15 protein-coding genes are annotated in these 13058 nt (G+C 68.4%); 9 read left to right on the forward strand and 6 right to left on the reverse strand.

The features are described 5' to 3' along the window. The first annotated feature begins 5 nt into the window (after window positions 1-5). The 4 genes from J7U37_RS12485 to J7U37_RS12500 all read left to right on the forward strand — a co-directional run bounded on the left by J7U37_RS12485 (window position 6) and on the right by J7U37_RS12500 (window position 3245). Complete coding sequence (locus J7U37_RS12485; protein ID WP_247635922.1) at window positions 6-686, forward strand: thiamine phosphate synthase; 681 nt, start codon at window positions 6-8, stop codon at window positions 684-686. A 2-nt stretch (window positions 687-688) separates the two neighbouring features. After that, a complete protein-coding gene (locus tag J7U37_RS12490) occupies window positions 689-1708 on the forward strand; it encodes a tetratricopeptide repeat protein (protein ID WP_244478511.1) in 1020 nt (339 codons plus the stop codon). 148 nt (window positions 1709-1856) lie between these two features. Continuing rightward, window positions 1857-2651 (forward strand): inositol monophosphatase family protein, encoded by a 795-nt coding sequence (locus J7U37_RS12495; protein WP_056188728.1) that lies wholly within the window; start codon window positions 1857-1859, stop codon window positions 2649-2651. Between the two features lie 48 nt (window positions 2652-2699). Further along, window positions 2700-3245 (forward strand): adenine phosphoribosyltransferase, encoded by a 546-nt coding sequence (locus tag J7U37_RS12500; protein ID WP_056486397.1) that lies wholly within the window; start codon window positions 2700-2702, stop codon window positions 3243-3245. A 140-nt stretch (window positions 3246-3385) separates the two neighbouring features. Here the strand turns inward: J7U37_RS12500 and purQ are convergent, their stop codons facing one another. From purQ to J7U37_RS12525, 5 genes are all read right to left on the reverse strand, one after another. Beyond that, window positions 3386-4066: a phosphoribosylformylglycinamidine synthase subunit PurQ gene (gene purQ, locus J7U37_RS12505; RefSeq protein WP_056486404.1), complete on the reverse strand. Its 681-nt coding sequence runs from the start codon at window positions 4064-4066 to the stop codon at window positions 3386-3388. Continuing rightward, window positions 4066-4305 (reverse strand): phosphoribosylformylglycinamidine synthase subunit PurS, encoded by a 240-nt coding sequence (gene purS, locus J7U37_RS12510; protein ID WP_247635923.1) that lies wholly within the window; start codon window positions 4303-4305, stop codon window positions 4066-4068. Before purS ends, purQ begins: the two co-directional genes overlap by 1 nt. Before the next feature lie 115 nt (window positions 4306-4420). Further along, window positions 4421-4657: a hypothetical protein gene (locus J7U37_RS12515; protein ID WP_056188718.1), complete on the reverse strand. Its 237-nt coding sequence runs from the start codon at window positions 4655-4657 to the stop codon at window positions 4421-4423. A gap of 132 nt (window positions 4658-4789) precedes the next feature. Continuing rightward, on the reverse strand, window positions 4790-5392 hold the full coding sequence (locus tag J7U37_RS12520; protein ID WP_056486408.1) for an ActR/PrrA/RegA family redox response regulator transcription factor: 603 nt from the start codon (window positions 5390-5392) through the stop codon (window positions 4790-4792). A 54-nt stretch (window positions 5393-5446) separates the two neighbouring features. Next, the gene (locus J7U37_RS12525) at window positions 5447-6832 is read right to left on the reverse strand and encodes an ActS/PrrB/RegB family redox-sensitive histidine kinase (protein WP_056486411.1); all 1386 of its coding nucleotides are present in this window, start codon (window positions 6830-6832) and stop codon (window positions 5447-5449) included. 194 nt (window positions 6833-7026) lie between these two features. Between J7U37_RS12525 and phaZ the strand changes: the two genes are divergently transcribed. Beyond that, window positions 7027-8328, forward strand: coding sequence for a polyhydroxyalkanoate depolymerase (gene phaZ / locus J7U37_RS12530; protein ID WP_247635924.1), 1302 nt, complete (start codon window positions 7027-7029; stop codon window positions 8326-8328). A 56-nt stretch (window positions 8329-8384) separates the two neighbouring features. Then, a complete protein-coding gene (locus J7U37_RS12535; protein WP_056188703.1) occupies window positions 8385-9119 on the forward strand; it encodes a SprT family zinc-dependent metalloprotease in 735 nt (244 codons plus the stop codon). Between the two features lie 14 nt (window positions 9120-9133). Here J7U37_RS12535 and J7U37_RS12540 read toward each other — a convergent pair whose 3' ends face one another. After that, window positions 9134-9511 (reverse strand): hypothetical protein, encoded by a 378-nt coding sequence (locus J7U37_RS12540; protein WP_247635925.1) that lies wholly within the window; start codon window positions 9509-9511, stop codon window positions 9134-9136. Between the two features lie 268 nt (window positions 9512-9779). Between J7U37_RS12540 and J7U37_RS12545 the strand changes: the two genes are divergently transcribed. The 3 genes from J7U37_RS12545 (at window position 9780) to J7U37_RS12555 (ending at window position 13055) form a co-directional block, all read left to right on the forward strand. Further along, entirely contained in the window at window positions 9780-10247 is a 468-nt protein-coding gene (locus J7U37_RS12545) for an invasion associated locus B family protein (RefSeq protein WP_200935903.1), read from the forward strand. 95 nt (window positions 10248-10342) lie between these two features. Beyond that, window positions 10343-11008, forward strand: coding sequence for a hypothetical protein (locus J7U37_RS12550; protein ID WP_247635926.1), 666 nt, complete (start codon window positions 10343-10345; stop codon window positions 11006-11008). Between the two features lie 34 nt (window positions 11009-11042). Beyond that, window positions 11043-13055 carry a glycosyltransferase gene (locus J7U37_RS12555; protein ID WP_247635927.1) on the forward strand — a complete coding sequence of 671 codons (2013 nt, stop codon included), beginning with the start codon at window positions 11043-11045 and terminating at the stop codon, window positions 13053-13055. Window positions 13056-13058: the final 3 nt, after the last annotated feature.

Genomic DNA, 13058 nt, shown 5'->3' on the forward strand with positions numbered 1-13058 from the left:
CCTCGATGTCGGAACCCCGCACCCGCCTCGCCCTGCTCAGCCCGCACCGGGTCGAGGCCGGTGACGCCGACGCGCTCGCCGCCGCGATCACGGCGGCCTGCGCGGCCGGCGATGTCGCGGCCGTCCTGCTGCGACTCGCCCCCGCCGACGAGCGCAGCCTCGTCAATCTGGTGAAGCGTCTGGCGCCCGTGGCGCAGGAAGCCGGGGCCGCCGTGGTGGTGGCCTGCACGGGCTTTGCCGGCGATCTCGTCAGCGTCTCGGCGCGCGGCGGGGCGGACGGCGTGCATCTCGACAAGGCGCGGGACGGCGATTTGCGCGACCTGCGCGAGCGCCTCGCCGATGGACGCATCCTCGGCGCGGGCGGCCACGAACAGAAGCACGCCGCGATGGAGGCCGGTGAGGCCGGCGTCGACTACGTGATGTTCGGCGGTCTCTACGCCGATGGAATCGCACCCGAAGCCGCGACGGTCATCGAGCGTGCGAGCTGGTGGACCGAGATCTTCGAGACGCCCTGCATCGCCGTCGCGCATACGCAGGACGAGGTCGGCCCCATTCTCGAGACCGGAGCCGAATTTCTCGGTCTCGAGAGCGCGCTCTGGATCGGCGACCAGGCCGACGTGACCGCGATCCAGGCCGCGGTCGGTCAGGCGCGGATCGCAGCGGCAGCGCGGGACGCCGCCTCGTGAGGCTGGCGCTCGGCTTCCTGGCCCTGGCGCTCTGCGGCTCCGAGGTCCGCGCCGCGTCCTCACTCTCGCCCGAAGCGGCCAAGCCCGCGACGCGCGAGATTTTCACGGCGCCCCTCAAGGAATTGCCGACGCCCTACTCGCCGAACGCCGCTCGGGTGGTGCCGTTCACGTCCAAGCCGAGCGACAAGCCGGTGGATACCGCCTTCGGTGCCTACCAGCGCGGGCAGTACACCACGGCCTTCCGCGAGGCGACGAAGCGGATCGCCGCCGACCCTAAGGACGCGGCGGCGATGACGCTCTTGGGCGAACTCTACAACCAGGGCCTCGGCCTGAAGCAGGACCCCGTAAAGGCGGCCGAGTGGTATCGCCTGGCAGCGGCACAGGGCGATGTCCACGCCATGGCCTCCCTCGGTCTGATGTCGATCGATGGGCGCGGCGGTGCCAAGGATCTGAAGGCCGGGCGGCAATGGCTGGAGAAGGCCGCCGACAAGGGTGACACCACGGCGGCCTATAACCTCGCCCTGATCCTTCTGGGGACCGGGACGGAACCCGATCAGGCCCGGGCTGCCACGCTGTTCCGCAAGGCCGCCGAGGGCGAGATCGGCGCGGCCCAACACGATCTCGGCGTTCTCTACCTCCAGGGCCGCGGTGTCCCGAAAGACCCGACCCAGGCGGCCGAATGGTTCCGCCGGGCCGCCGATAACGGCGATCTCGCCGGCGAGGTCGAGTTCGCCATCCTGCTCTTCAATGGCATCGGTCTGCCCAAGGACGAGGGTCGGGCCGCACGCTACTTCCAGCACGCGGCGGCGCGGGGCAACGCCATCGCGCAGAACCGGATTTCCCGGCTGTTCGTGGTCGGGCGCGGCGTCCAGAAGAACCTGGTCGAGGCGGCGGCCTGGAACCTCGCGGCCTCCGCGCAGGGACTCTCGGACCCCTGGCTCGACGACAACCTGAAGACGCTGGATGCGGCCGAGCGCAGCCGGGCGGAAGCCCTCGCCGCCGAGCGCGCCAGGGTGAACTAGCTTCACCCGGAGGACGCCCCCGCCATGACCGGGGGGTGAGTCCGCGCGCAAACGTGCTATGGCCGCGCGAAATCTTCCGGATTGCAGGGTCTTCGTACCCACGGTCCGGGCATCGACGTTCTTTGAACCGACTTGGACCTGCAGATCGATGATCAGCTCACCCCTCATGACCGTGATGGTCGACGCCGTCCGCAAGGCAGCCCGTGGCCTCAAGCGCGACTATGGCGAGATCGAGAACCTTCAGGTCTCGCGCAAGGGCCCGGGAAACTTCGTGTCGGCGGCCGACCGCAAGGCCGAAGAAGTCTTGAAGGATGCGCTGATGAAGGCGCGCCCCGGCTACGGACTGATCCTGGAGGAGACCGGCAACATCGAGGGTGCCGACAAGAGCCACACCTGGCACGTCGATCCGCTCGACGGCACCACCAACTTCCTGCACGGCATCCCGCATTTCGCGATTTCGGTGGGCCTGGAGCGCGAGGGTCAGATCGTGGCCGGTGTGATCTATGATCCGGCCAAGGACGAGCTGTTCGTGGCGGAGCGCGGCAAGGGCGCCTACCTGAACAATCGGCGCCTGCGCGTCTCCGGGCGGATCGACATGGCCGACGCCCTGGTGGCCTACGGCTCGCCCTATCTGGGCCGGGGGGATCACCCGAAGCTCCTGCGCGAGGTCGCGGCGGTGATGGCGGTGACCGGCGGCGCCCGCCGCTTCGGTTCGGCGGCCCTCGACATGGCCTACGTCGCCTGCGGCCGGTCCGATCTGTACTGGGAACGCGATCTGCAGACCTGGGACTTCGCAGCCGGGATCATCCTGGTGCGCGAGGCCGGCGGGTTCGTCACCAGCGCGGATGGCGGCGCCGAGCCGCTGGCCGCCCGCTCCGTCGCCTGCGGCAACGAAACCCTGCATGGCGAACTCGTGAAGCTCCTGCGACGTGCCAACGCCTGAGAGCACCGTCCCGTCGCGCTTCCCACCTCCTCGACAAAGGCCGCTCGCATGGAACCCCGCCGCCATATCGCGTTGAAGGATTCGATCCGCTCGATCCCGGACTATCCGAAGCCCGGGATCGTGTTCCGGGACATTACCACGCTGCTGAGCGATCCGCGGGCCTTCCGGCGCGCGGTCGATGCGCTCGTCCATCCCTTCGCCGGCGGCCGGATCGATCAGGTGGCCGGAATCGAGGCCCGGGGTTTCATCCTTGGCGGGGCCGTGGCGCACCAGCTGTCATCCGGCTTCGTGCCAATCCGCAAGAAGGGTAAGCTCCCGCACACCACCGTGTCGATCGCCTACGCGCTCGAATACGGGACTGACGAGATGGAAATCCACGTCGACGCCATCAAGCCGGGCGATCGGGTGTTGCTGGTGGACGATCTCATCGCCACGGGCGGCACGGCCTGCGCTGCGGTGAACCTGCTGCGCCAGATCGGGGCCGAGGTCGTAGCGGCCTGCTTCGTCATCGACCTGCCGGATATCGGCGGCGCGCAGAAGCTGCGCGATCTCGACGTCCCGGTGCGAACCCTAATGGAATTCGACGGGCACTGAAACGGCTGTGTTTCACCCTCAATGCCAGGGGGTGATTTATCCGAATCGAGCGGGAGCGCCCCATCGCTCTTGAATCGAGCCCGAGAGACCGCCCGGTATCCTGGGCGGTCGCTCTCGGAAGGGCTGCAGGATGACGCGGGCTAAGCCGCCAAGCTGGCGAAGAGGCCTCGCCCGTCGGTTCCACCCACGAGACCTTCCACGAAGTTCTCCGGATGCGGCATCAGCCCGAGCACGTTGAGCTGCTCGGAATAGATGCCCGCGATCGAATTCAGCGAACCGTTGCGGTTGGCATCCACTGTCAGGTTTCCGGCGGCGTCGCTGTAGCGGAAAGCGACCCGGCCCTCACCCTCGAGGCGGGCGATCGTGTCCGGATCGGCAAAGTAGTTGCCCTCGCCGTGGGCGACGCAGACGTCGATGACCTGGTCCTTGGTATAGGCCGAGGTGAAGCGGGTATCGGCGCGCTCGACCCGCAGAAGCTGGCGGTGGCAGATGAAGCGCCGGTCGACGTTGCGCATCAGGACGCCCGGGAGAAGCCCCGATTCGCACAGGATCTGGAAGCCGTTGCAGATGCCGAGCACGAGGCCGCCGCGGGCCGCATGGGCGCGGACCGCATCCATCGCGGCCGCGCGGCCCGCAATGGCGCCGCAGCGCAGATAATCGCCATAGGAGAAGCCGCCCGGCAGCACCGCCAGATCGGTTCCAGCCGGCAGCTCCGTGTCGGCGTGCCAGACCTTGACGACGTCGGCGCCGGCCTGGGTGAGGGCCCGGGACACGTCCGCATCGCGGTTGGAACCCGGGAAGACGATGATGGCGGCGCGCATCAGGCGATCTCGATGGCGTAGTTCTCGACGACGGTGTTGGCGAGCAGCTTTTCGCAAGCGCTCTTCAACGTCGCCTCGGCTGCCGCACGGTCGTCACCCGCGATCTCGATGTCGAAGACCTTGCCCTGGCGCACGCTATCGATACCGGCGAGACCGAACGAGGTCAGCGCCGCCTCGATCGCCTTGCCCTGCGGGTCCAGCACGCCGGTCTTCAGGGTGACGATGATGCGTGCTTTCATGGGGTCGAACTCATCTCGTGTCGGGGCACCCTGCCGATAATCGGGAAATGCCGGACAGGCAACGCGAAACGGCCCCGGAGGGGCCGTTCAGGGTCGTCGAAGCAAACGGATCGGTTCAGCGCGTCGCCGATTTGCGATCCCGAAGGGGCTCGATGGTGGTGGCGCGGCGCCAGAGCTGCAGCATCACCCAGGCGGCGAACAGGCTGAACACCGCCATCAGGACATGCCCCACGGTCTCGCCGAGATCGAACATGCCGGCCAGGGCCCAGCCCGCCGCGATGGCGACCGCGAACACTTCCGTGCCGACGAGCACCATCATGCTGAGAATGGTGATGAGGTTGCGCGTGTTCAAAGCTGTCTGTCCCGTTGCGGGCGTCACGCCAAGAGACTCGGCGCTCCCATCAGAAAGGGCGACGTAGCGCGAACCGGGCTGGTCGCGCAACGTCGCCCCTGTTGACCCTTCGGGTCTTACGAGCAGCAATGTTCAGCGCGGCGCGCGCTTGGCCAGGATGCGCTGAAGCGTACGACGATGCATGTTGAGCCGGCGTGCCGTTTCGGAAACGTTCCGTCCGCAGAGTTCGTAGACTCGCTGGATGTGCTCCCACCGCACCCGGTCGGCCGACATCGGATTCTCGGGCGGATCGGCCCGTTCCCCCGGCTGTGCCATCAGCGTTCCATGGATTTCGTCGGCATCGGCGGGCTTAGCGAGGTAGTCGAACGCACCGAGCTTCACCGCGGTCACCGCGGTTGCGATATTGCCGTAGCCGGTGAGAATGACGCCGCGCGCTTCCGGGCGACGCTCCTTCAGGCGCGCGATCACGTCGAGCCCGTTGCCGTCGCCCAGGCGCATGTCGATCACCGCGAAGGCTGGCGGGCGAACGTCGACGAAAGACACGCCTTCGGCGACGCTCTCGGCTACCTGGACTTCGTAGCCGCGCATCTCCATGGCGCGGGCGAGGCGCGTGGAAAAGGGCTTGTCGTCATCGACGATCAACAGCGTGCGGTCCGTAAAGGCCGCCAAGGGATCGTTGTCGGCAAGCTGCGCGATATCGGCACTCGGCGCCGCTGTTCCGGTATGCGTCAGCATCCGACGCTCCTCCGTCTGTCCTGAACCAATTGCGATCGGGTTTTAATCTGACGTTTATATAGGTGTCGCACCGGTTTCGGTTAGGGGTTGCCCACGATTCAATTGCGCATGATGCAGCGCGATGGCGTCCCGCTCGAAGATGTGGCGGGCCCAGCTGATGCGGACGACTGCGCCAGTCGCCTCGTGTTGCGAGACGTTCGACAACGTCAACTGCGCGCCCGAGCGTTCGATCAGTGTCTTGGCGATGAAAAGTCCGAGGCCGAGCCCCGCACCCGTACTGTCCGGGCTGCGCGACCGATCCGGGCTGCGGGTGGTCACGTAAGGCTCGCCCGCCCGCAGCAGAACCTCGCTGGAGAAGCCCGGTCCGTCATCGCGGATCTCGAGCCAGACCCGTTCGAGGGTCCAGCGCGCCTCGATGATCACCCGCGATGTGGCGAAGTCGACCGCGTTGTCGACGATGTTGGCGAGTCCGAACATCACGCCGGGGTTGCGTCGGCAGGCCGGCTCCGGGCCTTCGCCCTGATTCGAGACGTCGAGAATGATCCCCATGGCGCGCTGAGGCTCCACGAGCTCTTCGACGAGGTGGCTCAGGCTCACCGTCTGCAGAATACCGGTCTCGTCGCTGTCGAGGGACGTCAGCTTGGAGAGGATGCCGCGGCAGCGATCGACCTGATCGCGCAGCAACGCCAGATCCTCGCGGACCGCCGGGCTGGCGGTCGTGGCCAATTGGCGCGTCAGCTCCTTGGTCACCACCATGATGGTCCCCAGGGGCGTTCCCAGTTCGTGGGCCGCCGCCGCCGCCAGGCCGTCGAGCTGCGACAGGTGCTGCTCGCGCGCCAGGACCAACTCGGTGGCGGCGAGTGCCTGGGCGAGCTGGCGCGTCTCCTCCGCCACCTTCCAGGCATAGACGCCCGTGAAGGCGGTTCCGAGCAGGATCGCGGTCCAGATGCCCGAGATGTAGAGGAACGGCAGTTCGAGCCGGCCGTCGGCGAACCAGGGCAGGGGGCGGTGGACCAGCGCCAGCAGGGTGGCGAGGCCGATGGCCAGCAGGCCGAGCGCCAGCGTCCGCTCCGGTGGCAGCGCCGTCGCCGAGATCAGGACGGGAGCGAGGAACAGAAGCGAGAAGGGGTTCTGCAGCCCGCCGGTGAGGAACAGCAGGGCGGCGAGCTGAACGATGTCGAAGGCCAGGAGCAGGGCCGCCGAATCGTCGCTGAGGCGATAGCTCGCCGGAAACCGGATGCGGAGCGCGAGATTGAGCCAGGACGAGGTGGCGATGACCAGGAAGCACCAGCCGAACGGAAGCGGCAGGCCGAGGCCGAACTGCGCTCCGACCACCGCCGCACTCTGCCCGGTAATGGCGAGCCATCGCAGCCGGACGAAAGTATCGAGACGCAGATGCCTGGCGTCACGGACGAAGCCGTTGGTGCTCATGTCGATCATGTCAGAAGAACGATAGGGCCGGGTTGTCTCGCGTCTATCCCTCTGGGGTCAGCAGATCGCTCTTGTCGACCGGGCATTTGCGCTAGTTCGGACCGGGTGGATCGGCGCCGAGCGAATCGCGGACGAGCCGGGCGGCGCACTTCGGCCCATGGAAGGCTCGTAAGACGCGCGGCCCGAAGGCGGGGGAGCAGATCATGAACCTGTCCTATTTCTGGTACGAAGCGGCCCGACTCATGACGGCGCCGGCGCGTCTGGCCGCCGACATGGCGCGGCACAGCCTGCAGAATCCGGCCAACCCGCTGGCCTATTCGCCCTATGCGCGCTCTATGGCGGCCGCTTGCGAGATGTTCGAACGCGTCACACGGCGCTACGGCAAACCGCGCTTCGGTTTCACCGGCACCATCATCGATGGCGTGTCGGTGCCGGTGAGCGAGCGCGTGGTGTGGGAGCGCCCATTCTGCCGCGTCGTCACCTTCGATCGCGGCTTCGTCCGCGGATCCGCCGAGCCGCAGCCCAAGCTGCTGATCGTGGCGCCAATGTCGGGCCACTATGCCACGCTCCTGCGCGGCACCGTCGAGGCGTTGCTGCCGCATCATCAGGTCTTCATCACCGATTGGACCGATGCCCGCATGGTGCCGCTCGCCGCCGGGCGCTTCGATCTCGACACCTACATCGACTATCTCATCGACCTGTTCCGCGACCTCGGGCCGAGCCTGCACGTGATGGCCGTATGCCAGCCGGCCGTGCCGGTGCTCGCCGCCATCGCGGTGATGGAGGCGCAGGGCCACGCTCCGGTGCCGGATTCGATGACCCTGATGGGCGGCCCCATCGACACCCGGCGCTCGCCCACCGCCGTGAACTGCCTGGCCCAGGAGCGCGGCACCGCGTGGTTCGAGCGGAACTGCATCACGACGGTTCCAGCCGCCTATCCGGGCGTCTGGCGCAGCGTCTATCCGGGATTCTTCCAGCTCTCGGGCTTCATGGCGATGAACTTCGACCGCCACGTCAACGCCCATGCGGAGATGTTCGACCATCTCGTCACCGGTGATGGCGATTCGGCCGAAAGGCATCGCGAGTTCTACGACGAATACCTCGCTGTGATGGACCTCACGGCCGAATTCTATCTCCAGACCGTCAAGACGGTGTTCGTCGACCATGCCCTGCCGAAGGGGACGATGATCCATCGCGGCACGCGGGTCGATCTCGGCGCCGTGCGCAGCTGCGCCATCCTCTGCATCGAGGGCGAGAACGACGATATTTCGGGCGTCGGCCAGACCCAGGCCGCCCTCGACCTGACGCCGAACCTGCCGCCGGAACGCAAGGCCTATCACCTGCAGACGGGCGTCGGGCATTACGGCGTCTTCAACGGCTCGCGCTACCGCACCATCATCGCCCCGCGGATCGCAGCCTTCATCCGGGATATGGGGCGATCCGCGGGCGCCGCGGACGGGAACGGCGCGGCAATCGACGGAGCGGGCCCCGAAGCTCAGAGCTGAGGATTGCGGTGCGCGGATCGATGGCGGAGGCCCGCGACAGCGGTTAAGCTGGCGTCATGCGATTGGCGTTGCTGCGCGGGGCGGACCCGGATCACCTCGACATCGTACACGAGGGCGAGAGCCTGCGTGTCCTGCTGCGGCGTCGGCCGACGGCCCGCCGCCTGACCCTGCGCGTCTCCAGCGCCACCGGCGAGGTGGTGATGACCCTGCCGACCCGGACGTCGGTCGGCGTCGCCCGGACCTTCGCGGTCAGCCACGGCGGCTGGATCGCCGCACGCCTCGCCCGGATGCCCGAGAAGGTGGCCTTCACGCCCGACGCGGTGCTTCCAGTCCGCGGCGTCCCGCATCGGATCGTCCATCGCGACCAACGCAGCGGCATTACCCGCCTGGAGCATGCCGGCGGTGAGCCTGTGCTGTCCGTGGCCTGCGACGCGCCGCATATCGGGCGACGGGTCGGGGATTTCCTGCAACGGGAAGCCCGGCGCGACCTCACCGAGGCCGTCGCCCGGTATACCGAGGCCCTCGGGCAGGGGCCGACGCGCATCACCCTGCGGGATACCAGGAGCCGCTGGGGCTCCTGCACGGCCCGGGGCGAACTCAACTTCTCCTGGCGGCTCATCCTGGCGCCGCCGCTGGTGCTCGATTACCTCGTGGCGCACGAGATGGGTCACCTGCGCGAGATGAATCACTCGGCACGGTTCTGGACCCTCGTCGGATCACTCTGCCCGCACGTGGACGAAGCCGAGCGCTGGCTGAAGCGCAACGGAGCCACCCTCCACCGTTACGGCTGAGGCAGCCGCAAGCCTCAGCCTCTTGCGCGCAGGACGCGGCCGCGAACGACCTGCTCGGCCGGCCAGGTGGGGCGGGGATCGACGTCGCCGGGGTTGAGGGTGCGCGGCGCGACGTTATCGCAAACCTCGCGCTGGCGCAGGATCACCGGCTGGCCGAATTCGTCCCGTCTGCGGATGATGCCGCCGTCCCGGCAGAAGCCCGCCAGCTCGGCGGCGTTTCCGGCCCGGCGTCCGCCCGGCGTCCGGGCGATCGGCCGGTGCTCGATCACCAGCGGACCGTCCCGGTTCAGCGAGCGTTCGATGTAGGTCGTCTCGCCTACGGGCAACGGCTCGGCGACGGCCGGTCCGGCGAAGGCAAGAGTGGCGAACAGGAGTGGGGCGCGCAGTCGCATGGATTCGTCCGTTGGCGAGCAAGCTTGGCGGTCAAGCGTGGCGGTCAGCACTAGAGGCTGTACGCGCGGCGCGATAGTCGGTTCCCGTGGGCCGGCCTTCGCTTGACAGGCAATGGCCCAGCATGGTCGGAACACCCGTGTTTTCGGTTAACGGCTCGCGGGGCATCGGGCCAGACGAAAGGGTCGACGCGTGGGGTTTCGTGGAATGGTGCAGCGCGCACGCGGCCTGGTCGCCCGGGGTGTCGCGGCAGGCGCGCTTGGCGCGGCGATGCTGATCGTCGTCTTCGCCCCGCAGGGTGCCTCCGCCCAGGGCATGGTCCGAAACACCTTCGGCGATTGGCAGTTGCGCTGCGAGACGCCGGCCGGCGCGAAGGCCGAGCAATGTGCCCTGGTGCAGTATCTCGCGGCCGAGGATCGGCCGAACCTGACCCTCGTGGTCATCGTGCTGAAGACGGCCGACAATCGCGGCTACCTTCTGCGCGTCGTCGCCCCGCTCGGGGTCCTGCTGCCGTCCGGTCTCGGGCTGAAGATCGACAAGACGGATGTGGGCCGGGCCGGCTTCGTGCGCTGCCTGACCACCGGCTGCGTCGCCGAAGTCGTGATGGATGACGGCTTGATCAAGCAGTTCAGCGCTGGCGCGCAGGCGACCTTCATCGTCTTCCAGACGCCCGAGGAGGGTGTCGGCATCCCGCTCTCGATGAAGGGCTTCGGCCAGGGCTTCGACAGCCTGAAGTGATGCGCTTCACAGGGGTCGGGCGTGCGATGCCGGTTGGATTCGGAAAGCGTGCCGGGCAATCAAGTTGGATCTGGGCAATGGATCTGAGCAGACGCATGGATAAAAGCCGACGCGCGGGCGGGCAGCGTCTCGGGCTCCTCCTGGCGGCCGCTCTGGCGGCGAGCCTCGTCGGCGCCGACAAGGCTCCGGCGGAAGAGGGCAACATCTTCACCAACATGTTCAAGTACGGCGGGACCACCGTGCCGCCGTCTCAGCCGGACGACAGCGACCCACCCTACTGCCCCACGGTGGCGGTGCCGGAGGGCGGCGCGGCGACCCAGGCCTATGGCGGCCGCAGCGGCGACAGTGCGAGCCTTCGCCATCAGGTAACGCTCGGGCGCCTCGCCCGCGAATGTGCGAGGCTCCAGGACGGATCGATCTCGGTCAAGGTCGGGGTCGAGGGGCACGTACTGCTCGGCCCGCTGGGCAAGCCCGGTCGCTTCGATGCGCCTGTCACCATCGCCATCAAGGCGGGGGACAAGACGGTGACGTCGCGCGTTCACCGGGTGTCGGTGACGGTATCGCCTGGGGAGGCGCAGGGGCTGTTCTCCTTCGTCGAGGACAACCTCACGGTTCCGGCCGCCCTGGCGCGCGACTACGACATCGAGGTCAGGCTCGGTGCCGCACCGCAGCGTGCGGCACCCCGCAAGAGAAAGCCTCCCGTCGCCGCCGCGACGTCCGAAGACCGCGTCGCCACGCCTGACAAGGACGCGGCAGAGTGAAGAATGAACGCGTGCGGGGGATGTCCTGACCGAATTGGGTCGCTCCGTCGCCTTCACTCTCGATCCCACGCAGGATCCCGTCTTCGACCGGCGTCTCGGCCTCTCGGCGCCGGCGCGCGGACGCTGGATCGTGCTGACCTACCGCGGCGACCCGGTGCCCCGGCCGCTGCGCCCGCTTCTGCGCCTCACCCGTGACGACGGCCGCCGTGAAACCTTCGTGCTGCCGGCACCGGTCCAGGGCGCAGCCGTCTGGCTTGGCTACCTGCCGGCCGATTGCGCGGCGGTGGACCTCGCCATCGATGGGCGCGGCTTCGAGCTGGAACGGGTCGGCCTACGCTCCGAGGCGAGCCTGTTCGGCGAGTGCCTGCGCAAGCGGCCCCTGCGCGCCATCGCGGCAGGCTATAACCGCCTGAGGCGCCACGAGCGGCGCTATCGCGACATCCTGCGCGGCAGCTGCGCCGTCACGCCGCGCGGAGCCTTCGATGCCTGGGCGAGGGACCGAACGCGCGCCGATCGCGGCCCCGTTCCGGCAGGCCCCACGCTGCAACTGATCCTTCCGGCCCGGCGCGAGGAAGGCGAACGGGTCGCCGAAACGATACGCAGCCTCCAGGCCCAGCGGTTTTCCGCCTGGCGCCTTCACGTGGCCTGGGATCACGCGGGCGCCGATCCGATCCCCGCCGATGCCCGCATCGTAGAGGGCCGGTGGCCGACCGCCGGGTGTTTCGGCGATCTCGTCGGGCGGGCCGAGGTGGCGGCCCTGCTGACTCCCGGTGACAGGCTCGATCCCGACGCTCTCGCGATCCTGGTCCGCACCCTGTCGGACGCGCCGGCGTCGGAGATGATCTATGCCGACGCTTGCATCGGAGCCGGGACGCCCGAGAGCGCGCGACTGAAGCCGGACTGGAGTCCCGATCTCGCCCTCACCACCGCCTATATGGGCACACCCACGCTCTATGCCGGCGCGTTGCTGGAAAGCCTGCAGGCCCTGCCCCTGGACGCTCAGGACACGTTCCCCCTCCGCCTGGCTCTGAACGCCACCGGCGCGGTCTCCTGTGCGCGGGTCTCGCATGTGCCGCGAATCCTCTCGCAGGGAGAGGTGCCCGACTCGGATGCCGGGCAACGCCACGCCGCCGTTCTTCAGAGGTATCTCGACACGCACCGCATCCCGGCGCGGGTCGAGGCCCATCCACGCGGCTTCGACCTCCTCTGGGCCCTGCCGGAGCCGCCACCCCTGGCCAGCGTGATCATCCCGTCGCGGGATCGTCTCAATCTCATCCGGGTCGCGGCGGATGGAGTGCTCAACGGGACGGCCTACCCGGCGATCGAACTGGTCATCGTCGACAACGGCTCCGTCGATCCCGCCGTCCTCGCCCATTACGACGGCCTGAAGCAGGATTCGCGCGTCCGCATCCTGTCCCATCCCGGCCCCTTCAACTTCTCGGCGATGATCAATGCCGGCGTGGCCGCTGCGCGCGGATCGGTGGTCGTCCTCCTCAACAACGACGTGGCGGTGCTGCGTGAGGATTGGCTGGAGGTTCTGGTGCGGCAGGCCTGCCGGCCCGAGATCGGCGCGGTCGGTGCCAAGCTGCTCTACGCGGACGGAACCCTGCAGCATGCCGGCGTCGTGGTCGGTCTCGGAGGCAGGGCCGGCCACATCCTGCGTCGCCGTCCGGCGGCCAGTCCGGGCGTCCTCGGCCGAAAGCGGGTGGCTCATGAGGTCTCCGCCGTGACCGCCGCCTGCCTCGCCGTCGAGCGGTACAAGTTCGACGCCGTCGGTGGCCTCGATGCGGAGACCTTCGCCATCGACTTCAACGATGTCGATGTGTGCCTGCGCCTCGCCGCCGCCGGCTACCGCACGATCTGGACGCCCCGTGCCGTCATGGCCCACCTCGAATCGACCAGTCGTGGCCCAGCGATCGGCGCGGCCCGGCTCCGCTTCGAGCAGGAGGCCGAGCGCTTCGTCGCGCGCTGGGGCGGGACCATCCGGCACGACCCCTATTACCATCCGGCCTTGTCGCTCACGACTTTCGGGGAAGACCTTGAATAGGCC

The organism is Methylobacterium sp. 37f, from assembly GCF_023093475.1.
GTDB lineage: Bacteria > Pseudomonadota > Alphaproteobacteria > Rhizobiales > Beijerinckiaceae > Methylobacterium.